We start from the raw sequence: 21,449 nt of genomic DNA, 5'->3' as shown, positions 1-21,449 counted from the left end.
GCTGCCGTCAACATTTTGTTGAATCCACTCTTCAGTCTTGGTCCCGGTTGAGGTAGTTGTAGACCGTGAACCTCGTGACCCCCAGCGCCTCGGCGACGGTCGACACCGATTTGCGGAGGCCGAACGCGCCGCGTTCCTTGAGCAGCCGCACCGCGCGCTGCTTGGCGGCGCGGTCGAGGGTGTCGAGTTTGCCGCCGAGTTCGCGTTCGACGTCGCCGATGAGCCGGGCCAGCGCGCTGTGCAATTCGACGGCGGGCTCGGTCGTTTCGTCGCCGACCTGCCGGAGCTGGAGGGTCACCCGGGTGGCGCCGCCGTCCAGCGCCGCCCTGGCGATGGCGGGAAGCGCGTCGAGGAGGGCGTCGGCGTCGCCGCGAACGAGGGTGCCGAGCGGGCCGAAGTCGGCGGACAGGCCCGCGTCCTCCGCGGTGTCGCGGGCTTTGACGGCATGCTCGGGTGGCGGGCCCTCGCCGTGGAACGGTTCGCTGGTGAACTCGGCTTCTAACTGCACCCAGCGAAGGTAGCGCCGCCTGGGCTCGTTGACGAGCAGGGTGGCCAGAGTTAATGTCGGAGTGCGAAACCTCGATTCCACTCAGTGGAAGTTGGAGGCTCTAGATGGACTTGGTGATCAAGGCCGCCCGGGCTGTGACAGCCGCCGGCGAAGTACCCGCGACCGTCGGTGTGGACAAGGGCCGCATCGTCGCGGTGGAGCCCGCCGGAGCGGATCTGGACGGCGACCGGGTGCTCGAACTCGGCGAGGACGTCGTCCTGCTGCCGGGGCTCGTGGACACGCATGTGCACGTCAACGATCCGGGCCGCACCGAATGGGAGGGTTTCGCCTCGGCGACCCGCGCGGCCGCGGCGGGCGGGGTCACCACGATCGTGGACATGCCGCTGAACAGCCTGCCGCCGACGGTCGACGTCGCGTCGCTGGAGGTGAAGCGCAAGACCGCCGAGGGGCGGGTGCACGTAGACGTCGGGTTCTGGGGCGGGGCGATTCCCGGCAACCTCGCGAATCTCCGCGGCCTTCACGAGGCCGGAGTCTTCGGTTTCAAGTCGTTCCTGCTGCATTCCGGTGTCGACGAGTTCCCGCCGCTGGACGCGCGCGGGCTCGAAGAGGCGATGACCGAACTGCGGACCTTCGACGGCATGATCATCGTGCACGCGGAGGATTCCGACGCGATCGACCACGCGCCCGATCCGCACGGCGAGAAGTACGAAGACTTCCTGCACTCGCGGCCGCGGGGCGCGGAGAACGTGGCGATCGCGCAGGTGATCGAGTTGGCAAGGAAGACCGGCGTCCGCGCGCACATCCTGCATCTGTCCTCTTCGGACGCGCTGCCGATGGTCGAGAGCGCGCGGCGCGACGGCGTCCGGCTGACCGCCGAGACCTGCCCGCACTACCTGAGCTTCACCGCGGAGGAGATCGGCGACGGCGCCACGCAGTTCAAATGCTGCCCGCCGATCCGCGAGGCCGGGAACCGCGAACTGCTGTGGAAGGGCCTCGCCGACGGTGTCATCGACTGCGTGGTGACCGACCATTCGCCGTGCACGCCGGAGCTGAAACGCTTCGACAGTGGCGATTTCGGGCTCGCGTGGGGCGGAATCGCCGGTCTGCAGCTCGGCCTGCCCGCCGTCTGGACGCAGGCGAGGCAGCGCGGGTTCGCCCTCACCGACGTCGTCCGCTGGATGGCGGAACATCCGGCCGCGCAGGCGGGGATGCGGCGCAAGGGACATCTCGCGCCGGGTTACGACGCCGACTTCAGCGTGTTCGCGCCCGACGAGGCCTTCGTCGTCGACGTCGCGAAACTGAAGCACCGCAACCCGGTCAGCGCCTACCACGGACGGCCGCTCGCCGGTGTCGTCCGGAGCACGTGGTTGCGAGGCGAGGAGATCACCGGTGAAGACCCGGCAGGCGTTCTGCTGACCCGGGGTGACTGCTGAGATGGAGGATGCCGTGAACGACCGTCCTGAGTGGACAGCCCGGCCCGATCTGGCCTCGCGCAAGTTCGGCGGGACCGTGATGTGGGCGACGGACGAGTTGTTCGCCGAGAAGGAGAACCTGGTCAATCCCTGGGTTCCCGCGCATCAGACGGAGACCTTCGGCCCCAAGGGCCAGGTCTACGACGGCTGGGAGACCCGGCGGCACCGCGAGCCCGGCGACGACCAGGCCGTCGTCCGGCTCGGCCTGGCGGGCGCGATCACCGGCGTCATCGTGGACACCGCGTTCTTCAAGGGGAACTACCCGCCGTTCGTCTCGGTCGAGGCGTGCGCCGTCGACGGCTATCCCAACGCCGCCGAACTGGCCGGAGCGGACTGGGACGTGCTCGTGAAACGCGGCGCGGCGGCGGGACACACGGAGAACTTCTTCGAGATCGGCGGGAGCAAGCGCTACACGCATGTCCGGCTGACCATGCATCCGGACGGCGGGGTGGCCCGGCTGCGGGTGCACGGCACGCCGATCCCGGATCCGCGGCTGCTCGATCTCGGCGCGCTCGACCTCGCCGCGCTGGAGAACGGCGCGGTGGTCACCGGCTGCAGCGACATGTTCTATTCCTCGCCCAACAACCTCTTCTCGCCGGGGCTCGCCGCGCATCAGGCCGAGGGCTGGGAGACCGCGCGGCGCCGGGACGACGGGAACGACTGGGTCACGGTGCGCCTCGCCGGCGCGGGCGTCGTCCGGTTCGCCGAACTGGACAACAGCAACCTCAAGGGCAACGCGCCGGGCTGGGCGTCGCTCAGCGGCCGGGACGGCGACGGCGAATGGGTCGAACTCCTGCCGAAGACGCGGTTGCAGCCCGACACCCGGCACCGGTTCGCCCTCGCCGAGGGGCCCGAGGTGACCGAGGTCCGTCTCGACATCTATCCCGACGGCGGAATGGCGCGCCTACGGCTTTTCGGAGCGCTTTCCGAACGAGGCCGCGCGGATCTCGCTTCGCGTTTCGAGGCCGCTCAGGGCTGAGCGCCGGGCCGGTTCAGGTACGCGGAGAGCAGCGAGAGGACGGTGCCGATCGAGAAGATCGCGGTGAGCCACCAAGCGCCGCCGATCGACAGGTTCCACACCAGGGCACCCACCATGAGCACCGCCATGACGATGTTCCTGATCTGCAGCGGCGTCGGTTTGGCCATGCCGCCACCCTCTCACGGGCGGCGGTCGCGCTGGTCAGGGGGCGGACTGGCGGCGGGAGCTGATCACACCGGTGTCGAAACCGGCGAGGTGGAGCCCACCGGCGAACCGGGCGTGCTCGATTTTGACGCAGCGGTTCATCACCACGTCCAGGCCCGCCTCCTTCGCGCGGTCGGCGACCGGCTCGTGCCACAGGCCCAGTTGCAGCCAGAGCGTGCGCGCTCCGGCTTTGACGACCTCCTCGGCGACGCCGGGGAGGTCGTCGTGCTTGCGGAAGACGCTGACCAGGTCGACCTCGCCGGGCACGTCCGCCAGCGACGGGTACACCGGGCGGCCGAGGAGCTCGTCCAGCCTCGGGTTCACGAAGGTGACCTCGTACTTGCTGGAGGAGAGCAGGTATGTCGCGACGAAGTAGCTCGGCCGCGCCGGGTTGTTCGAGGCGCCGACGATGGTCACCGACCTCGTCCGCGAAAGGATGCGGCGGCGTTCGACCGCGCCGACGTCGTAGGTCATCCCGCCACCGCCTTGCCGAGTGCCTGATCGAGATCCCACAGGATGTCGTCGACGTCCTCCAGCCCGACCGAGAGGCGGATCAGATCCGCTCCCACCCCCGCCGAGCGCAGCTGGTCCTCGGAGAGCTGCTGGTGGGTGGTGGACGCCGGATGGATGACCAGGGTCCGCGCGTCCCCGACGTTCGCCAGATGCGACAGCAGCTCGACGGAGTTCACGAACGTTTCCCCGGCCGCGCGGCCGCCGTCGACACCGAAGGAGAACACGGCGCCCGGACCGGCGGGCAGGTACTTCTTCGCGCGGTCGTGGTGGGGATGATCCGGCAGGCCCGCGTAGTTCACCCAGGCCACCCGGCTGTCGTTCGCGAGGTACTCCGCGACGGCTCGCGCGTTGGCGACGTGCGCGTCCATCCGTTGCGGCAGCGTCTCGACCCCCTGCAGCAGGAGGAAGGCCGAATGCGGGGAAAGGACCGCGCCGATGTCGCGCAACTGCTCGGCGCGGAGCCGGGTGCAGAACGCGTACTCGCCGAAGTTCTCCCAGTACTTCAGGCCGCCGTAGCTCTCGACGACCTCGGTCATCCGCGGGAACTTCCCGTTGCCCCAGTCGAACTTCCCGGACTCGACGACCACACCGCCCAGCGTGGTCCCGTGCCCGCCGAGGAACTTCGTGGCCGAATGCAGCACGATGTCCGCGCCGTGCTCGATCGGACGGCACAGGTACGGCGTCGCCAGCGTGGCGTCGACGACCAACGGGATGTCGTGCGCGTGCGCGAGCTCGGCCAGCCCGGCGATGTCGGCGATCCCGCCGCCGGGATTGCCGATGACCTCGGTGAAGATCAGCTTCGTGCGGTCGGTGACGGCGGCCGCGTAGTCCTCGATGCGGTCTCCGTCGACGAAGGTGGTCTCGATACCGAAGCGGCGGAGCGTCCCGGTGAGTTGCGTGACCGTCCCGCCATAGAGCCCGCCCGCCGACACGATATGGTCGCCGGCCTCGGCGAGGGCGGAGAAGGTCAGGAACTCCGCGGCCTGACCGCTGCTGGTCGCGACCCCGCCGATCGCGCCTTCGAGGCTGGCCAAGCGCTCCTCGAAGGCCGCGACCGTCGGATTGCCGATGCGGCTGTAGATGTTGCCGTACTTCTGCAGCGCGAACAGGTTCGCCGCGTCCGCCGCGTCCTCGAAGACGAAGCTCGTGGTCTGGTAGATGGGCACGGCGCGGGCGCCGGTCGCCGGATCGGGCGTCCCGCCCGCGTGCAGGGCGCGGGTGCGGAAGCCCCAGGTGCGTTCACTCATCGCGCCCGACGCTACCTCGCGTCCCACCCCGTGGCCATCGTTCCCAGCCCGTGGCTATTTACGGTCCAGGGTGATCACCGTGCCGGGGCGGTGGCCGTTCCGGCGCGGCGTGACCGGACGCGGCTCACGGGAGACCGCGACCCCGGCAGGCCGCTGCCGATCGGCGGGCAGGACCTCTCGCGAGTTCGTCCGGTCGGCCAGTCGCAAGGACTGCGCCGACGTCAGCCACTCTTCGGCGGGCTCCGCGATTTCGAGCAGCAGCGCCTCGAACTCGGACCGGGTGGTCTCGAGGATGTGCGGCGCCGCGAGCCAGCGCAGCACCTGACGTCCGGTGACCGCCATCCGCTGGCGCGGCGAGGACACCAGCCGCTGATCGAAGTAGCGGATCAGCACCTCGTCCACGGTGTCCCACGCGTTGGCCGCGCCGAACAGGTCAAGCACGTCCTCCGAACCGAGGATCTTGAACGCCTCGGTCAGCAGCTGCATGACCTCGACGCGCAGGACGTTCAGGTGACCGTACGAGGTGAACTTCAGGTTGTTCCGCAGGTCGAGACCGCTGCGCCGGACGACCGCCACGCTGCCGAAACTCGGGTCGTACGCGCGTTCGCGGACGACGTCGGAGATCCGCTTGTCCCGCCAGAACAACGCGACCTGGTTGCTGAACTGGGTGAAAAGCTGGTGGAAATCGGTGTTCGGCCGCGAGTTCGCCGAGCCGAGTCCCTTGCCGTAGCCGAGGACGCGCCGATACGCGCTGACGCGGTCCCGCCGGGTGTAGCGCAGGACGTCGCGCCGGTCGAACCGGTAGAGCCCGAAAGCGCCGGGGCCGTCCGAAAGCCGGATGGCGCCGCCCTGGAACAGCTCCTGCAGCTTCTGCACCACACGGAACACGCCGATCCGTTCGTGCTGGTACAGGTAGTACAGGTCGCCGACCGCGATGACCCGTTCGGAGGCGACCGTCTCGTCGTAGGCGTCGACCCCCGGCGGCATCGCCGTCGCGCCGAGATCCGCGGCCGAACCGTCGCCGAGACCGACGAGCTGCGCGATCCCGCCGTCCGCGGGCCCCGGTTTGCCCCGCTGCTCGGCCTCGACCGCAGTGAGCATGTCGTCCAGCTGTTTGAGGACCGCGTCGCCGAGTTTCGGATCGCTGCCCAGTTCGTTCGCGAGCTTCCCGGCGACCTGGCCGCGCAGGGCCGCGACCCGGTCGAAGAGTTCCCGGTATTCCTTTTCCGTGCCCATCGTCTTCCTCCCGTACGGGTCCGGCTACTGCCCGGTCCGCTTGCGCGGGGTCCGGGGTTTCGGCGGTTCCTCCGCCTCGGGTGGTGCCTGCCCTTCCTGGATGCCGTGCCCCTCACGGAGTTCGGCGACCGACGGCACCGGTGGCGTCCGGCCGGTCGGCGGCGTGAGCTGGGGGGTGGGCGGGGCGGGCGGGTTCGGATCGGCCGATGACGGCGAGCCTCCCCGGCCGATCGGCTCGGCGATCCGGACGACCTCCTGGAGATGGTCGTCGAGTTCGTCGATGGCCCGCTGCACACGGGAGCTGAAGAAGCCGGGAGGAAGCGACGCGCGGAAGTTGCCCGGCACGTCCCCGTTGGGACCGCCGGTGTTCTGCCGGGGAAGGTTCGCCACGATCCGCTGCAGCCGCGTCGCGATCTGGAGGAACGACGTGCCGACGCCCTCCTTGCCCGCCGACTCGATCAGCTTGCCGCCCTCGAAGGTGGCGAACTCGCGGATCCAGCGCAGCAGCCCGCCGAGCGACATCGTCCCGCCCTGCGGATCGGGGACCCGGAGCACTTCGAGGTCCTCCTGCTGGACGAACACCGACCGCAGCATCGCGACGACCTCGTCGACCTGCGACGCCGTCGCGGACAGCAGCCGGGAGAGGGCGACCACGGCGGGGCCGAAGAACGGCTGACCGCCGGCAGGCTGCGAGAACGGGTCGATCTTGTCGCGTGCGTCCTGCCAGCCTCTGAACAACGAGACCACCCAATCCGTCAGCGTGATGAAGGAGGTCTGGATCCGTTCTTCCTCGATCGTGTTGACCTTCCCCGAGACCAGGCCGAACTCGTCCCTCAGCTGGCCGAGGTGCCCTTGCGTACGGTCTCCGGCGCCGACCGCGAGACCACCGTTCCCGAGCAGCAGCAGGAAGAGCTGATCGACCCGGGCCACCCGGATCAGCGGGCTCTCCAGCTCCTGCCGGATCTGTTCGAGATCGTGCCGGACGAGCGCGCGGAAACCCTCGCCGTTCTCGGGATCCGCGTCCGTCCTCAGTGGACGGAGCGAATCGAGCAGCGCCAGCGAGTCCTTGACCGCGCTCCTGGCCCTCGCCGCGAGCGAGGCCTGGCCGCCGGTGACGGCGCCGAGGTCGGCCTGGATCGCGTACCCGCGCGGAGTCCATTTCGCCTCGGTGCGCCCCTGGACCTCTTTCAGCTCGAAGCTCCCGGTCAGCGCGGCCACGAAACCCTTCGTGTCGCCTTCGCGCCATTTCCAGCCGAGCGTGTCGCTGATCGTCTGTTCGGCGAGTTTGCCGGGTGCCGCCGCCGGCGGTGGGTACTGCCCGGTCGACAGCGGATACGCGCTGTCGATGTCCTGTGCGCGCGGCAACGTCGCACCGCGGTCGTCGTTGATCGTCATCGGGTCGCCCCACATCCCTTGAATTCGGCCAGTTCCACTGCTTCACGCCAGCACCGCACCATCACGTCCTCCGCCGAGGACAAGGCGGCGGCGCACTGGTCCACCCCGGCGTGGAAGCTCTTCGCCCAGCCCCGCCATTCCTGTTCCCGTCCGTGCACCGCGCGCAGCAGCCCGGAGACCGCGTGGTGCGAACGGCAATGCCCGTCCACCCGCCGTCGCAGGTTCAGCAGCGACGACGCCGTGGTGTGCAACGACTCCGCGCTCGCCGGGCGCTGTGTCGCGCGTGTGGCCGCCTCGACCTCTCCGGTGCCGTCCAGGACGACCTCGGCGAGATGATCCGCCGCGGCGAGCCCGACGCCGGCGGGCCGGTCTTCGGCGACGCTGATCTCCAACGCCCGCCAGCACGCGGCCACCTGGTTCACTTCCTTGCCCAGCCGGGAGAATTCGGTGTCGAGCGTCATCTCGCCCTCCTGCCGAGCTCTTCCATGAAGAAGCCGAAAAGCCGTTTCGGCGGTGCCATCCGTTCGTCGAGCGCGAACCGGACCGCGCCGATCAGGAACCGTTCCGGCACCACACCGGGGGAGACCCCATCGGCCAGTCTTTCCGCGGCTTCTTCGATCATCGCCTGTTCTTTGGCTTCGAACCGCAGCACCTTCGCCAGGGGGCGGTGCCCCAGCGAGGGGAACGACGTGTAGCACATCGCGTCCACCACTACGGGGATCGCCTTGTCCGCCGTCCTCAGCAGCGCCGGCGGCGCGTTCACCAGCTTCGCCCGCGGGTACAGCTTGTGCCACATCGCCGCGTACGACTCCGCGTGCCGGGTGAAACCCATGCGGCGCAAGAGCTCCACCGAGATCTTCGCGCGGAGGTACGGCACCGGGTGCACCGCGCGCGGAGCGAATCCCGTCGTTTCCAGTTCGGTGCGTCCGATGACGTCGAACAGCGAACCGACGACCGCCGGGCCACCCAGCAGCAACGCGGACAGGTCGGCGAACGTCTCCCGGTTCCACCTGACCCAGACGCCGGTCACCTCCCGCGGCACCCCCGCTTCGACGAGCCTCGCCGCCACCTGCAGCGGGATCGCCCTGGCGATGCCGAGATCGTTCTGCAGGTTGTGGCTCACCTCGTGCAGCACCGCGCCGAGCGTCCACGGGTTCACCAGCCGGTGGTACGGAAGCTGGATCAGTGGGAAGGGATTGAGCCGGTTCCCCAGGCGCCGCAACGGAATCCCGCGACGCGAGGTGGCTGGGCCGGACCCGGTGCGCAGGTAGCAGAACGGTGGCGGGGTCGGGATCGACCGCCACCGCCCGATCCCGAGATAGGCGTACTGATAGCAGTCGAGCGCCACCCGGTCGCACGCCACCAGCCACGGGGCGAACGCGCCCTGCCGCTGGTTGAACAGATCGAGGTAGAAGTCCCACACCCGCTCGGTGGTCCTGACCCAGCGCTGCGCCCGGGACTTCGCCCGCAGCAGCCGCGCGAGTTCGGCCTGACCCCGCCGCGCCACCGCTTCGTCCGCGGCACGGCGAACCGCGTGGGTCGCGGAGTACAACGGTTTCCGCAAGGTCGCCATCGTCCGGTTGACCGCCGCGAGATGCGCCCGGCTCGGGCCGGTGGCCGGGTCGCCGAATTCCGACCAGCGGAACGGCCGCAGCGCCTCCAGATGCCGTTCGACGTTGGTGGCCTGGGACAGCAGCCAAGCGGTCAGCTCGTCTTCCCCGGACGGCCTCGCCCGCCGGAACCCGGTGGACGAGGCCGATTCACCGGATGCCGCGGGCAGCGCCTCAGAGCGTGTAGGCGGAGCTGAGGTTCCGTTCGGGAAAGCGCCCCTGCGGGTGAACCCGCCCCGGCCGTAGGCCCCGCTATCGCGGTGGCAGGGCGCCTTCAGCTCCTTCGCGACCTGATAGGCCAGGTCGCGCCCTGCCGACGTCGATCGCGGACGCGGGTTCACCAACAGAGACTCAGCGGCGGCGCGCACGGCCGCGCGCCTTGCCACGACGGGCGGCGCCCGCCCTGGCCCGAGACTGTGTCTTGCGTCCGCCGCGGGCGGCGGGGCGACGACGGCGCTGCTGGGGACGTCCGCGACGGCGCTGCTGGCTCCGGCGGTTCGCGGGCGCGTTCTGCGCGCTGTTCACGGTGTGGCCGACCAGCCTGCGCGTGATGTACCTGGCGTTGATCGGGCGGCCGTCGGCGTACCGGCGCCCGACGTCGCGCGCGGTGCGCCCGATGATCTTCGGGATGTGCCGGACGGCGCGACGGGTCGCCGGGTTCCGCCACAGCTTGCGACCGAGATTGACCGCGCCGCGGATCAGCTGCGGACCGTGCTTGATGATCTTCGGCGCCGCCCATTTCGCGGCCTGGAACGCCAACGGCGCGAGCGCGCCGAGGAAGGCCTCCGCCTCGTCCTCGGTCTCCGCGTTCTCGGCCTGGAAGGCCAGCTGCGCCATCATTTCGGCGTCGGGATACTGCCGGCGCGCCGGATGCGCGAAGTCCTCGTCCTCGGACTCCAGTTCGAACTCGTCCTCGAGTTCGCGGACGACGGCCTCGAACTCGGACTCGAATTCGTCTTCGTCCTCGTACTCGCCGTAGACCTCGTCCTCCAGCTCGTCTTCGAGCTCACTGGCCAGGCCGCCGAGCTCGTCTTCGAACTCGTCCTCGTCCTCGAATTCGCCTTCCAGTTCGTCCTCGAGTTCGTTTTCGAACTCGGCCTCGAGTTCCCGGCTCAGCTCGTCTTCCAGCTCGCCGTCCACTGCCGCATAGCCACGGCTCATAACCGTTCTCCTCTGCTCCGGTGAAAATCCGCGATCGCCGGCGCGGTGCGTCGGTGAGCACGGATCCGAGCCTGCCCGTGCACCGTGAGCACCGGTAGTCACACGTTCCTGCGTGACATGAATCGACTAGTTCGTACTTGTCACACAAATCGACGATGCGCTTTTCCTGTCGGAGGGGTTTGCTAGAGAGGGAGGGAGACCTAGAGGGGGGAGGCCGGTCTATGTCCACGAGCCCGGTGATGGGATTTCCTGCTTCATCGATACACGACCTCGCACGGCAGAAGGCGGCGGTCGTCACGGAGGACGAAGCCGTACGAAGCCTGGCGAGATCACTCGTCAGACGTGTCATGGAACTGAACGACGGCGCCGCCGTGCAGCGGAAGCCACTGCTCGACGTCACCGAGCACGGCGTCCGATGCCTGCTCGTGCCGGTGGCGCCGGAGCCGCACGACCTGCTCAGCCCGCGCGAGCACGAAGTGGCGCGCATGGTCGGCCGGGGCTATACGAACAAGCAGATCGCCGGCGTCCTGGAAATCAGCCTGAACACCGTTTCCGCGCATATGCGGCGGATCTTCACCAAACTGGGGGTCGGCTCGCGTGCGGCGATGGTGGCCGCGCTGACCGGTGAGAATCTCGCCGCCGTGTGAACGGGGCGGTGTGTGTGGTGATTCGGGTTCTCTTCGAGGAGAAGGACGAACGCGCCGTGTTCGTGGGCGGGGGCGGTGGTGGGATGAAGGCTCCCTTCGCCTCGTCTGACGCGGCGAAGGGCGCCTTCGGCCCTTAGGTCGTCATCAGGTCGGTGCGGCGGGCTCTGCGGATTTGAGCCAGTCCGACGCTGCCGCGTCCTTCACGCGCCACCATTGTGGTCGGTGGTGCTGCTGGGGTTCAAAGCGATGTTCCGAGGCTCGTGAGGGGAACTTCGGGGGACTCTGGGTCCCTCAAGGAGTCCTTCACGGAACGGCGATCCGGCCTCCTGCACCGAAACCGACGCACTAACCGAGCGCGGCGCGCAGCCGCCGGTCCCGTTCCTCAGGAGTCTGCCGGGGACAACTGGTGCACTTCGGATTGCCCGCTTCGTAGATCAGGCAACAGGAAGCACGGCGCACCACGGTGTTCCGCCCGATCCGGGAGAACCGCGGTTCCGGCATCCCGAGCCCGATCGCGGCCACGAGCGGTGCCGCCAGCTCGATCGCCCGTGCGGTGTCGCCGGTCCACAGCAGGCGGTTGCCGATCGAATCCGTCGCGATCGCGCCGAGCGCGCGCGGATTCGCCCCCGTGACGGCCGAAATGGTGCCGATCGCCGTGCTCAGCGTCCCGGCGAACGCGGCGCCGAGTTCGGCGAGGCCGCCGTCGAGGAGCCGTGACGACCGGGCGCCGGTGAAGCGGCCGTCCGGGACGAGGTCGATCGTGACGGCGTCGAGCGACGGGTCCAGTGGTTCACCACGTACGAGTGACTCGACGGAAGGCGCGACGAGGACGGAAGACAGCGAATACCACCAAATCGTGCCGAGCACTTCGGGCCGCGAGCAGCTGTAGAGTTTCGCGGCCCCACCGATGCGGGCGCTGACCCATGCGGCGTCGGCGAGCAGGGTCGCGGGCGCCTCCATCAGGGCACCGGCCGGTACAGCGTGACGCTGAACGAGGTGGTGACGTCCACCGGCGCGTCGATCGCGTCGAGGCGTTCGCGGCGGCCGTCGCGGTGGAGGTGGTGGGCGCTCGGCCCCATCTCGACGACCTGGCGGATCTGGGCGGGCGCCAGCGTCACCCGCCGGGTGACCTCGTGCCGGTCGACCCGGGTGAAGCGTTCGCCGAGGGTGTCCTCCAGCCGCGCGTCCTTCCCGCCGTCGACGGAGATCACCAGGTCGCCCAGCTCCCCGAGGTGTCCTGGGTTCGGTGTCGCGACGACCAGCAGCCCGTCCGCGGTCAGGACGCGGTGGAACTGCGGGGCGTTGCGGGGCGCGAAGACGTTGAGGACGAGTGACGCGCTCGAATCCGCCACCGGCCAGGGTTCCCACAGATTCCACACGGCCGCGCCCGCGCGCGCGTGTGCGCGAGCGGCCCGGCGCAGGGCGACGGCGGAGACGTCGAGCGCCAGCCCGTACGCCGCGGGGACGGCGTCGAGCACGTGCGCCAGGTAGTACCCGGTGCCCGCCCCGGCGTCGATGATCATCCCGCTCTCGACGTGGTCCGAAGCCACCTTCGCGAGCGCGTCGGCAAGAGGCAGATAGACACCCGACGAGAGGAGGTCGACGCGAGCCGCGACCATCGGCGCTGTGTCCGCGGTGCCGGCCGGGATGCGCGCGTGCAGAAGATTGACGTAACCCTGCTTCGCTACGTCGAACGAGTGGCCACTCCCGCAACGCACCGTGCGATCGGTTACCCCGACCGGGTCACCGCAGACCGAACACCGCAGAGACCGGACGATCTCCGGTGGCAGCGGGTCATGGCCGGATACACGTGCGTTCATGGACCTATTCGACCATGAGGTTTCGCAACCGGACAGAACGCACCCGGTCTCCGGAAACCTGGACGTAACAACGCCGCACCGACAGTTCACGCGGGTGAAACCTTAATCGCCGCCCGAGGAAACACCGCGGTCCAAAGATTCCTGCGCAGTACACCCCAGGCACGGGAGGAAGATTGTGCTGAACGCAGGAGACACCGCATGGGTGTTGATCAGCGCCGCGCTGGTCATGCTCATGACACCGGGACTGGCGTTCTTCTACGGCGGCATGGTCCGCGCGAAGAGCGTCCTGAACATGTTGATGATGAACTTCATCGCGCTCGCCGTAGTCGGTGTCCTCTGGACGCTGTACGGCTTCACGATGGCGTTCGGCAACGACATCGGCGGAGGATTGCTCGGTAACTTCGACTTCGCCGGTCTCTCGAACATCTCCGGCAAACTCGCCGGGTTCGCGACCGCCGCCACCGACACCGCGCCCGAGGTCGCCTGGCCCGGTGCGGACGCGCTGCCGTTGTTCGCCTTCGTGATGTTCCAGCTGATGTTCGCGATCATCACGCCCGCGCTGATCTCCGGTGCCATCGCCGACCGCGCCAAGTTCTGGGGCTGGACGCTGTTCGTCGCGGTGTGGGTGACCATCGTGTACTTCCCGGTGGCGCACTGGGTGTTCTCGTTCAACGGCTTCATCGGCGCCGATTCGGTCGGCGGCTGGATCGCCAACCAGCTCAAGGCGCTCGACTTCGCCGGTGGGACCGCCGTCCACATCAACGCCGGTGCGGCGGGCCTGGCGCTGGCGATCGTGCTCGGCAAGCGCAAGGGCTGGCCGAAGGGCACCGGACGTCCGCACAACGTCCCGTTCGTGCTGCTGGGTGCCGCGCTGCTGTGGTTCGGCTGGTACGGCTTCAACGCCGGTTCGTCGCTGGCCGCCAACGACCTCGCCGCCGTCGCGTTCACCAACACCACCGTCGCGACCGCCGCCGCCATCCTCGGCTGGCTGATCATCGAGCAGATCAAGATCGGCAAGCCGACCACCCTCGGCGCCGCCTCCGGTGCCGTCGCGGGCCTCGTCGCGATCACCCCGGCGGCCGGTTTCGTCAGCCCGCTGGGCGCGATCGCCATCGGTCTCATCGCCGGTGCCCTGTGCGCGCTGGCGATCAGCCTCAAGTTCCGCTTCGGTTTCGACGACTCCCTCGACGTCGTCGGTGTCCACCTCGTGGGTGGTCTCGTCGGCACGCTGCTCATCGGCTTCTTCGGCACCACCAGCGTCAACTCGCTCGGCGTCGACGGCCTGTTCTACGGCGGTGGTCTCGGCCAGCTGGGCAAGCAGGCGCTCGCGGCGGCCGTCGTCCTCGGCTACTCGTTCGTGCTCACCTTCATCATCGGCTGGGTGATCAAGAAGCTCGGCGGGTTCCGCGTCAGCGCGGAGGACGAGGTCAGTGGTATCGATGAGGCCCAGCACGCGGAGAGCGCGTACGACTTCACCGGATCGGGCGGCGGCCTCGGCCAGCCGAGCTCCATCCCGGTCAAGTCGTCCACCGGAAACGCGGCCACGAAACTCGAGGAGAGCAAGGCATGAAGCTGATCACCGCGATCGTGAAGCCGTTCACGCTCGACGACGTCCGCTCCGCGCTGGAGCAGCTGGGCGTGCTCGGCATGACGGTCAGCGAGGTGCAGGGCTACGGCAGGCAGAAGGGCCACACCGAGGTCTACCGGGGTGCGGAGTACTCCGTGGACTTCGTGGCGAAGCTGAGGGTCGAGGTCGTCACCGACGATTCCAACGTCGAGAAGGTGCTCGACGCGATCACCACGGCCGCCCACACCGGCAAGATCGGTGACGGCAAGATCTGGGTGACGCCGGTGGAGACGGTCATCCGGGTACGCACCGGTGAGCGCGGCTCGGACGCCCTATAGGCGTCACGGATGGCCGACGGGGGTGAACTGGTCAAGGCCACCGAGCGGTTGCTCGAGGGCAGGCACGGGAGGCTGGGGGCGACCGCGTTGCGGGCGGCCCTGGTCGACCTCTACGAATTCTGGTTGGGCAAGGGCGCTTCGGCGGCCGGCGTCGACACCGCTGAACCCGGTGTCGCGCTGGCCGCCGTCGGCGGCCTGGGGCGCAGCGAGCTGGTGCCCTTCTCCGATCTCGATCTTTTGTTGCTGCACAACGGGAACTCACGGGTCGGCGAGATCGCCGACGCGATCTGGTACCCGTTGTGGGACGCCAAGATCGGCCTCGACCACTCGGTGCGCACTCCGGGTGAGGCGCTGAAGGTGGCGTCCGAGGATCTGCGGACCGCGATGGGGTTGCTCGACATCCGCCACATCTCCGGGGACGCCGAGATCACCGCGAGGCTGGCGGTGGCGGCACGGGACCAGTGGCGGCGGACCGCCCGGAAACGGATGGACGAACTGGCGGACGCGGTGCGTCAGCGCTGGGCCCGAAGTGGCGAGATCGCCCAGTCCGCCGAGCCGGATCTCAAACACGGCCGGGGCGGGCTTCGCGACTTCGCGGTCTTGGAAGCGCTGGCGGCGGCACAGCTGACGGCGAGACCCGGCGAGGAACTGCTGGCGGCCAAGAGCCTGCTGCTCGACGTCCGGACGGAACTGCGTCGGGAACTCCGCCGGGAGCGGGACATCCTCAGCGCGCCGGAGGCCGAGACGGTCGCGGGCGAGCTGGGGTTCGGCGACCGGTTCACGTTGGCGCGCAAGCTTTCCGGTGTCGGGCGGACGATCGCGTACGCGGTGGACGTCGCGCTCCGGTCCACTGTGGAACCGCCCAAGGCGCGGTTCGGCCGGCGGCCGGCGCGGACGCCGCTCGACGAGGGGGTCGTCCTGCACGGGAACGAGGTCGCGCTGGCGCGGGACGCGGTGCCCGCCAAGGATCCCGCCCTGCTGCTGCGGGTGGCCGCGGCGTCGGCGCGGATCCGGAAGCCCATCGCGCACGGGACCCTGCGGGCCCTCGCCGAAACGGCGCCTGAGCTGCGCGCACCTTGGCCCGCCGACGCCCTCAAGGCGCTGGTGGAAATGCTCGGCGCCGGCGAAGGACTCGTCGACGCCGTGGAGGCGCTGGACCGCACAGGCCTGTGGGCGCGCTTGTTCCCCGAATGGGGGGCGGTGCGGGATCTCCCGCCGAGGTCGCCGGTGCACTCCTGGACCGTCGACCGGCATCTCGTGCGTGCCGCGGTCGAGGCGTCGAAACTGACGACCACCGTTTCGCGGCCGGATCTGCTGCTGATCGGCGCGCTGCTGCACGACATCGGCAAGGGCCGCGACGCGGACCATTCCGAACTCGGCGCGAAGATCAGCGCACAGGTGGCGGCCCGGCTCGGGCTGTCGGACGCCGATTCGGCGCTGGTCGCGGCGATGGTCCGGCATCATCTGCTGCTGCCGCACACCGCGACGCGGCGCGACATCAGCGATCCCGCCACGATCCAGCGCGTGACGAAGACACTCGACGAGAACCTCGTCCTGCTGGAACTGCTGCACGCCCTGACGACGGCCGATTCGCTGGCCACCGGGCCCGGTGTGTGGACGGACTGGAAGGCGCGGCTGCTCGCCGAACTCGTGTCCGGTTGCGAAGAAGCGTTGCACGGCAAGGGTTTCGTGCCGCCGGAGCCGATGGGTGCCGAACAGCGGGAACTCGTCGCCGAAGCCGTCGCGTCCGGCCGTGGCGAAGTGCGCATCACCGCCGCCGGCAAGGTCGTGACCGTGGTGCTGGCGGTCCCGGCGCGCGCCGAACTGCTGGCTCCCGCGGCCGGGGTGCTCGCGCTGAACTCGCTCGAGGTCCACGCGGCGGTGCTGCGCGGGCACGACGGGGGACGGGCGGGCGTGTTCACGGCGTCGCCGAAGTTCGGCTCGCTGCCCGACGTCACCCTGCTGCGTGAACAGTTCGCGCGGGCGGTGGCCGGGACGCTGCCGCTCACCCAGCGGCTCGCGGCCAAGGAACGGGACTACGGCGGAGGGGAGACGCCGTCGGCCGGGGCGAAGGTGATCTGGTTCGACGACGAGACCAGCGGGCACGACACGGTCGTGGTCGAACTGCGGGCCGCGAACCGGATCGGGCTGCTGTACCGGGTCGCGGGGGCGCTGCGCCGGTGCGAGGCCGAGGTGCGCTGGGCGAAGGTGGCCACGCTCGGTGGCGCCGTCGTCGACTCGTTCGCCGTCGCGCCGCGGACGGGCCGCGTCGACCAGCAGTGGCGGTCGAAGATCGAAGCCGCGCTGCTGGCCGCCGCTTCCTGACCCCGCGGGCCGGATCGGGGTGTCGCGCGAATCGCGGAGGGTAGCGGTGGCAGGATGTGCGCGGTCGAGACCCGAAGGAGCCGGAGGGGCGGTGAGCACGTGCTCGACCACGAGCAGGACTCGCCCGGTCCACAACGTGTCACGCTTCCGCCGACGGTCGTGGCCTCCCACCTCCGCGCGTGCGCGGACGATCTCGCCGTCTCCCTCACCGCGTCCGGTACCGCCGCGACCGTGCCCGAACTGCTCAAAGTGGTCCGGCACCTCGTCGCTGGGCAGCATGCCCTCGCCATCGCGCTCGAAGGCATGGCCGGCCGGGTCGAAGGGGGAGGGGAAGGCGCGCTGGCCACCGCCCCGATGGTCGACGTCGAGGTCGTCGCCGAAGTGCTCCGTGCGGCGGCCACCGCTGTCGACTGTTCGGCGGATGCGCTGGCGGAGTCGCGCCCGTCATTCGAATGTGTGAGCGAATCGGTCGCCCCTGACACCCGTTTGTAGCTGTCCCGCCCCTTCGGCGCGTGGATACGCTGACCAGGCGGAGGTGGGCCATGCGAGCGGTGTGGAAAGGCACGATCGGATTCGGTACCTACGCCATTCCGGTGAAGGCGTACAGCGCGACCGAAGAGCACAACGTCCCCCTCCATCAGGTGCACGAGCCCGACGGCGGCCGGGTGCGGGTGAAGTGGGTCTGCGAGGTCGACGGCGCCGAGGTGCCCGCGGCCGAGATCGCCAAGGGCTACCCCGTCCCCAACGGCGACGTCGTCCTGCTGACCTCCGGGGACTTCGCGTCGCTGCTCCCGCCGACCACCCAGTCGATGGACGTCGTCGCCTTCACCCCCGCCGAGCAGGTCGACCCGATGTACTTCGCGCGCAGCTACTACCTCGAACCGGAGCCCGCCGGCACCAAGCCGTACGTGCTGTTGAGCGAGGCGCTGCAGCAGTCCGGGCGGATCGCGATCGTGAAGGTGACCCTGCGGCAGCGCGAAACACTGGGCGCGCTGCGCGTGCGGGACCAGGTGATCCTGCTCGAGACGATGCTGTGGCCCGACGAGATCCGGCGGCCCGATTTCCCGTTCCTGCACGAGGACGTCGACCTGCGGCGCGGGGAACTGCGGAACGCGGTTTCGCTGATCGAGGACCTCACCCAGGATTTCGACCCCGGCGGGTACACCGACCACTACCGCGAAGCGCTCGAAGCGCTCATCCAGGCCAAGCTGGACGGCGACGACGTCCTCCAGCCGACCGCCGCCGAACAGGCCGAAGGCGTGACGCGGCTGCTGGCTGCCTTGCAGCAGAGGCCGGTCGAGAAAGCCAAGGAAGCGGCGGACAAGGCGCGCCAGGCGCGGACGCGGGCGAAGCGGGCTGCGTCGTCGACGTCGTCGGCGTCGTCGGCCAAGACCAGTTGAGTAGATCTACTCAGGGGGAGTTGGGGGTCTTCACGCTGCCGTGACCCCAGGGTGACCGGGCAAGGTTATGCCATCGCGCGGAGAGAGCGCGGGCAGCGAATCGCCTGGTACTGGGGGTCCGGCGATACCGAGTCCCGCGAAGCTCGCCAAGTGTGCTTACGGTCGGCTCGCGGGGAGGCGAGCCTTCCGTAGGGGCTCCGGTACCGGTCTGCGAGGGGCGATCGGTCCCGGAGCCCTGTTTGCGGCGCTGCTCGGCCTGACCCTGCTGGCTGTGCGCAACCGCGTCAAACGCTGACCTCGGACACCGACTACCCTGGGAAGCCGCCGGTTGGTACCGGCGAGCCACAACGACCCAGCTGGAGCGTGCACACCCGTGTTCGACACCCTCTCCGATCGGCTCACGTCCGCCCTGCAGACCCTGTCTCGCAAGGGCAGGCTCTCCGACGCCGACATCGACGCCACCGCGCGCGAGATCCGTATCGCGCTGCTCGAGGCGGATGTCGCGCTGTCTGTGGTCAAGGACTTCATCGCCCGGATCAAGGAGCGCGCCAAGGGCGCCGAGGTGCACGGCGCGCTGAACCCGGCGCAGCAGGTCATCAAGATCGTCAACGAGGAACTCGTCACCATCCTCGGCGGCGAGACCAGGCGGCTCACGTTCGCGAAGAACCCGCCGACGGTCATCATGCTCGCGGGTCTGCAGGGTGCCGGTAAGACGACGCTCGCGGGCAAGCTCGCGATGTGGCTGAAGAAGCAGGGCCACGCGCCGATGCTGGTCGCGTGTGACCTTCAGCGCCCCAACGCGGTCACGCAGCTGCAGGTCGTCGGCGAGCGCGCCGGGGTCGCGGTCTTCGCGCCCGAGCCCGGGAACGGCGTCGGCGACCCGGTCGACGTCGCCCGCCGCGCCATCGACGAGGCCAAGCGCGCCCAGCACGACATCGTCCTGGTCGACACCGCCGGCCGTCTCGGCGTCGACGAAGAGCTGATGAAGCAGGCCGCGGACATCCGCGACGCCGTTTCGCCGGACGAGACGCTGTTCGTCGTCGACGCGATGATCGGTCAGGACGCGGTCACCACGGCCGAGGCGTTCCGCGACGGCGTCGGCTTCACCGGTGTCGTGCTCACCAAGCTCGACGGTGACGCCCGCGGTGGTGCCGCGCTGTCGGTCCGCCAGGTCACCGGCCAGCCGATCCTGTTCGCCTCCAACGGTGAGAAGCTCGAGGACTTCGACCTCTTCCACCCGGACCGGATGGCCAGCCGGATCCTCGGCATGGGCGACGTGCTCAGCCTCATCGAGCAGGCCGAGCAGCACTTCGACCAGGAGAAGGCCGAGCAGACGGCGGCCAAGCTCGGCAGCGGCCAGCTCACTCTCGAAGACTTCCTCGAGCAGATGCTCGCGGTCCGCAAGATGGGCCCGATCGGCAACCTGCTCGGCATGCTGCCCGGCGCCGGGCAGATGAAGGACCAGCTCGCGCAGGTCGACGACAAGCAGCTCGACAAACTGCAGGCGATCATCCGCGGGATGACCCCCGCCGAGCGGGCCGACCCGAAGATCATCAACGCCTCGCGCCGCGTCCGGATCTCGAAGGGGTCCGGTGTCGCCGTCCGCGACGTCAACGACCTGGTCAACCGATTCTTCGAAGCGCGCAAGATGATGGCGCAGATGGCGGGCCGGTTCGGCTTCGGCGGCGGAGGCGGCGGTAGCAAGAACCGCAAGGGCAAGAAGGGGAAGAAGGGCAAGGGGCGCGGCCCGACGCAGCCCAAGGTCCGTGGCGGCTTCCCCGGCGGCATGCCGATGCTGCCTCCGGGCGGGATGCCCGGCGCCGGTGGCGGGATGCCCGACCTTTCCCAGCTCGGCGGCATGAACGACGTACCCGGGTTCGACCCGAAGAAGTTCAAGCTGCCGAAGGACAAGTAGCCCGTGGAGGCGCTGCACCTGGCCGGCGTCGTCCTGCCGGACGGCGAGCACCGCGAGCTGTGGGTCACCGGTGGCCGGATCACCACCGAACCGGTCGCCGGAGCGGAAACCGTTGTCCGGGAAGGCTTTCTGGTGCCCGGGCTGGTCGACGCGCACTGTCACCCCGGCATCGGCGTCGGCGGCGCGACCACGCTGGAAGAGGCCGCCGAACAGGCGATCACCGATCGAGACGCCGGGACGCTGCTGATCCGCGACTGCGGGCTGCCGATCGACGTCCGGCCGTTGCAGGAGCGGGCCGACCTGCCGCGGATCATCCGCGCAGGGCGGCATATCGCCCTGCGCAAGCGCTACATCCCCGGCCTCGGCATCGAACTCGAAGACCCTTCCGAGCTGCCGAAGGCGGTCGCCGAGCAAGCGCGTGACGGCGACGGCTGGGTCAAACTCGTCGGCGACTGGATCGACCGCGGGGCCGGCGATCTCGCGCCGCTCTGGCCCGACGACGTCCTCGCCGAGGCCATCGCCGTCGCGCACGCCGAGGGCGCCAAGGTGACGGCGCACGTGTTCGGCCAGGCCGCGTTGCCCGGTTTGATCGGCGCGGGGATCGACTGCCTCGAACACGGCACGGAACTCCTCCCGGACCAACTGGACGTCCTCGCCGAACGCGGGATCGCGCTCGTGCCGACCCTGATCAACATCGAGAACTTCCCGGGTATCGCGGACAAGGCGGGCAAATACCCGGTGTACGCCGACCACATGCGGGCATTGCACGCCGGCGTGGGGGAGATGGTCTCGACGGCGATCGAGGCGGGCGTCGCGGTGTATGCCGGAAGCGACGCGGGCGGCATGGTCGAGCACGGCAGGCTCGTCGACGAGATCGAGGCGCTGCACAAGGCGGGCATGTCCGCGGAACAGGCGCTGGCTTCGGCTTCGTGGGCGGCCCGAGAATGGCTCGGCGTGCCGGGAATCGTCGACGGCGCTTCGGCCGATCTGCTCGTCTACCCGTCCGATCCGCGTGAGGATCTCGCGGTACTCCGCCATCCGAGCCACATCGTCCTGCGTGGCAAGATCTACGCCTGACCCGACTCCACCGGTGACCGGAGCGGCACTTAGCG

21 protein-coding genes are annotated in these 21,449 nt (G+C 69.5%); 10 read left to right on the top strand and 11 right to left on the bottom strand.

Annotated elements, in window-relative coordinates:
* Positions 1–31: 31 nt before the first annotated feature.
* Positions 32–508, bottom strand: coding sequence for a helix-turn-helix domain-containing protein (locus tag DMH01_RS00835; protein WP_125673209.1), 477 nt, complete (start codon positions 506–508; stop codon positions 32–34).
* A gap of 104 nt (positions 509–612) precedes the next feature.
* On the opposite strand from DMH01_RS00835, the gene allB reads away from it, so the two are divergent.
* Positions 613–1,941, top strand: coding sequence for an allantoinase AllB (gene allB, locus DMH01_RS00830; RefSeq protein ID WP_125673208.1), 1,329 nt, complete (start codon positions 613–615; stop codon positions 1,939–1,941).
* A gap of 1 nt (position 1,942) precedes the next feature.
* Positions 1,943–2,959, top strand: a complete 1,017-nt coding sequence (alc, locus tag DMH01_RS00825; RefSeq protein WP_125673207.1) for an allantoicase — start codon at positions 1,943–1,945, stop codon at positions 2,957–2,959.
* Here the strand turns inward: alc and DMH01_RS42905 are convergent.
* The 8 genes from DMH01_RS42905 to DMH01_RS42625 are packed head-to-tail and all read right to left on the bottom strand — an operon-like array spanning position 2,950 to position 10,325.
* Positions 2,950–3,126: a hypothetical protein gene (locus DMH01_RS42905; protein ID WP_167373560.1), complete on the bottom strand. Its 177-nt coding sequence runs from the start codon at positions 3,124–3,126 to the stop codon at positions 2,950–2,952. The two genes, alc and DMH01_RS42905, sit on opposite strands and share 10 nt — an antisense overlap.
* Positions 3,127–3,160: 34 nt before the next feature.
* Positions 3,161–3,637 carry a CoA-binding protein gene (locus DMH01_RS00820; protein WP_125673206.1) on the bottom strand — a complete coding sequence of 159 codons (477 nt, stop codon included), beginning with the start codon at positions 3,635–3,637 and terminating at the stop codon, positions 3,161–3,163.
* Complete coding sequence (locus DMH01_RS00815; RefSeq protein WP_125673205.1) at positions 3,634–4,923, bottom strand: O-acetylhomoserine aminocarboxypropyltransferase/cysteine synthase family protein; 1,290 nt, start codon at positions 4,921–4,923, stop codon at positions 3,634–3,636. The genes DMH01_RS00820 and DMH01_RS00815 overlap by 4 nt, the downstream gene beginning before the upstream one ends.
* A gap of 54 nt (positions 4,924–4,977) precedes the next feature.
* A complete protein-coding gene (locus DMH01_RS00810) occupies positions 4,978–6,159 on the bottom strand; it encodes a hypothetical protein (RefSeq protein ID WP_125673204.1) in 1,182 nt (393 codons plus the stop codon).
* Positions 6,160–6,183: 24 nt separating this feature from the next.
* The gene (locus DMH01_RS00805; RefSeq protein WP_125673203.1) at positions 6,184–7,554 is read right to left on the bottom strand and encodes a hypothetical protein; all 1,371 of its coding nucleotides are present in this window, start codon (positions 7,552–7,554) and stop codon (positions 6,184–6,186) included.
* The gene (locus DMH01_RS00800; RefSeq protein ID WP_125673202.1) at positions 7,551–8,015 is read right to left on the bottom strand and encodes a hypothetical protein; all 465 of its coding nucleotides are present in this window, start codon (positions 8,013–8,015) and stop codon (positions 7,551–7,553) included. The genes DMH01_RS00805 and DMH01_RS00800 overlap by 4 nt, the downstream gene beginning before the upstream one ends.
* Positions 8,012–9,505 (bottom strand): hypothetical protein, encoded by a 1,494-nt coding sequence (locus DMH01_RS00795; RefSeq protein ID WP_233621367.1) that lies wholly within the window; start codon positions 9,503–9,505, stop codon positions 8,012–8,014. The genes DMH01_RS00800 and DMH01_RS00795 overlap by 4 nt, the downstream gene beginning before the upstream one ends.
* 10 nt (positions 9,506–9,515) lie before the next feature.
* Positions 9,516–10,325, bottom strand: a complete 810-nt coding sequence (locus DMH01_RS42625) for a hypothetical protein (RefSeq protein ID WP_158633176.1) — start codon at positions 10,323–10,325, stop codon at positions 9,516–9,518.
* Between the two features lie 347 nt (positions 10,326–10,672).
* Here DMH01_RS42625 and DMH01_RS00785 point away from each other — a divergent pair, with 347 nt between their 5' ends.
* Entirely contained in the window at positions 10,673–10,972 is a 300-nt protein-coding gene (locus DMH01_RS00785) for a helix-turn-helix transcriptional regulator (protein WP_219149820.1), read from the top strand.
* Positions 10,973–11,317: 345 nt separating this feature from the next.
* On the opposite strand, the gene DMH01_RS00780 is transcribed toward DMH01_RS00785, so the two are convergent.
* Both DMH01_RS00780 and DMH01_RS00775 read right to left on the bottom strand, forming a co-directional pair.
* Positions 11,318–11,932 carry a (2Fe-2S)-binding protein gene (locus DMH01_RS00780; RefSeq protein WP_125673200.1) on the bottom strand — a complete coding sequence of 205 codons (615 nt, stop codon included), beginning with the start codon at positions 11,930–11,932 and terminating at the stop codon, positions 11,318–11,320.
* Positions 11,932–12,792, bottom strand: coding sequence for a putative RNA methyltransferase (locus DMH01_RS00775; protein ID WP_125673199.1), 861 nt, complete (start codon positions 12,790–12,792; stop codon positions 11,932–11,934). The genes DMH01_RS00780 and DMH01_RS00775 overlap by 1 nt, the downstream gene beginning before the upstream one ends.
* Positions 12,793–12,967: 175 nt before the next feature.
* Between DMH01_RS00775 and DMH01_RS00770 the strand changes: the two genes are divergently transcribed.
* From DMH01_RS00770 to DMH01_RS00740, 7 genes are all read left to right on the top strand, one after another.
* Positions 12,968–14,362: an ammonium transporter gene (locus DMH01_RS00770; protein WP_199745323.1), complete on the top strand. Its 1,395-nt coding sequence runs from the start codon at positions 12,968–12,970 to the stop codon at positions 14,360–14,362.
* Complete coding sequence (locus tag DMH01_RS00765) at positions 14,359–14,697, top strand: P-II family nitrogen regulator (RefSeq protein ID WP_020630602.1); 339 nt, start codon at positions 14,359–14,361, stop codon at positions 14,695–14,697. Before DMH01_RS00770 ends, DMH01_RS00765 begins: the two co-directional genes overlap by 4 nt.
* Before the next feature lie 9 nt (positions 14,698–14,706).
* On the top strand, positions 14,707–17,022 hold the full coding sequence (locus DMH01_RS00760) for a [protein-PII] uridylyltransferase (protein WP_125673198.1): 2,316 nt from the start codon (positions 14,707–14,709) through the stop codon (positions 17,020–17,022).
* 99 nt (positions 17,023–17,121) lie between these two features.
* A complete protein-coding gene (locus tag DMH01_RS00755; protein WP_125673197.1) occupies positions 17,122–17,514 on the top strand; it encodes a hypothetical protein in 393 nt (130 codons plus the stop codon).
* A gap of 50 nt (positions 17,515–17,564) precedes the next feature.
* On the top strand, positions 17,565–18,422 hold the full coding sequence (locus DMH01_RS00750; RefSeq protein ID WP_125673196.1) for a Ku protein: 858 nt from the start codon (positions 17,565–17,567) through the stop codon (positions 18,420–18,422).
* Positions 18,423–18,795: 373 nt separating this feature from the next.
* On the top strand, positions 18,796–20,337 hold the full coding sequence (ffh, locus tag DMH01_RS00745; RefSeq protein WP_125673195.1) for a signal recognition particle protein: 1,542 nt from the start codon (positions 18,796–18,798) through the stop codon (positions 20,335–20,337).
* A 3-nt stretch (positions 20,338–20,340) separates the two neighbouring features.
* Positions 20,341–21,414 (top strand): amidohydrolase family protein, encoded by a 1,074-nt coding sequence (locus DMH01_RS00740; RefSeq protein ID WP_125673194.1) that lies wholly within the window; start codon positions 20,341–20,343, stop codon positions 21,412–21,414.
* Positions 21,415–21,449 lie beyond the last annotated feature (35 nt).

Source organism: Amycolatopsis sp. WAC 04182 (assembly GCF_003947465.1).
In the GTDB taxonomy this organism is placed as follows: domain Bacteria; phylum Actinomycetota; class Actinomycetes; order Mycobacteriales; family Pseudonocardiaceae; genus Amycolatopsis.
Note: the sequence above shows the minus strand (reverse complement) of the source record. Positions and strands in the feature narration are given on the sequence as shown.

Excerpts from the sequence above, each read along its gene's own strand:
- DMH01_RS42905 (WP_167373560.1), bottom strand. The coding sequence starts at position 3,126 with ATGGCCAAACCGACGCCGCTGCAGATCAGGAACATCGTCATGGCGGTG.
- DMH01_RS00750 (WP_125673196.1), top strand. The coding sequence starts at position 17,565 with ATGCGAGCGGTGTGGAAAGGCACGATCGGATTCGGTACCTACGCCATT.
- DMH01_RS42625 (WP_158633176.1), bottom strand. The coding sequence starts at position 10,325 with ATGAGCCGTGGCTATGCGGCAGTGGACGGCGAGCTGGAAGACGAGCTG.
- allB (WP_125673208.1), top strand. The coding sequence starts at position 613 with ATGGACTTGGTGATCAAGGCCGCCCGGGCTGTGACAGCCGCCGGCGAA.
- DMH01_RS00775 (WP_125673199.1), bottom strand. The coding sequence starts at position 12,792 with ATGAACGCACGTGTATCCGGCCATGACCCGCTGCCACCGGAGATCGTC.
- DMH01_RS00765 (WP_020630602.1), top strand. The coding sequence starts at position 14,359 with ATGAAGCTGATCACCGCGATCGTGAAGCCGTTCACGCTCGACGACGTC.
- DMH01_RS00820 (WP_125673206.1), bottom strand. The coding sequence starts at position 3,637 with ATGACCTACGACGTCGGCGCGGTCGAACGCCGCCGCATCCTTTCGCGG.
- DMH01_RS00780 (WP_125673200.1), bottom strand. The coding sequence starts at position 11,932 with ATGGAGGCGCCCGCGACCCTGCTCGCCGACGCCGCATGGGTCAGCGCC.
- DMH01_RS00800 (WP_125673202.1), bottom strand. The coding sequence starts at position 8,015 with ATGACGCTCGACACCGAATTCTCCCGGCTGGGCAAGGAAGTGAACCAG.
- alc (WP_125673207.1), top strand. The coding sequence starts at position 1,943 with ATGGAGGATGCCGTGAACGACCGTCCTGAGTGGACAGCCCGGCCCGAT.
- DMH01_RS00760 (WP_125673198.1), top strand. The coding sequence starts at position 14,707 with ATGGCCGACGGGGGTGAACTGGTCAAGGCCACCGAGCGGTTGCTCGAG.
- DMH01_RS00805 (WP_125673203.1), bottom strand. The coding sequence starts at position 7,554 with ATGACGATCAACGACGACCGCGGTGCGACGTTGCCGCGCGCACAGGAC.
- DMH01_RS00815 (WP_125673205.1), bottom strand. The coding sequence starts at position 4,923 with ATGAGTGAACGCACCTGGGGCTTCCGCACCCGCGCCCTGCACGCGGGC.
- DMH01_RS00810 (WP_125673204.1), bottom strand. The coding sequence starts at position 6,159 with ATGGGCACGGAAAAGGAATACCGGGAACTCTTCGACCGGGTCGCGGCC.
- DMH01_RS00785 (WP_219149820.1), top strand. The coding sequence starts at position 10,673 with ATGGAACTGAACGACGGCGCCGCCGTGCAGCGGAAGCCACTGCTCGAC.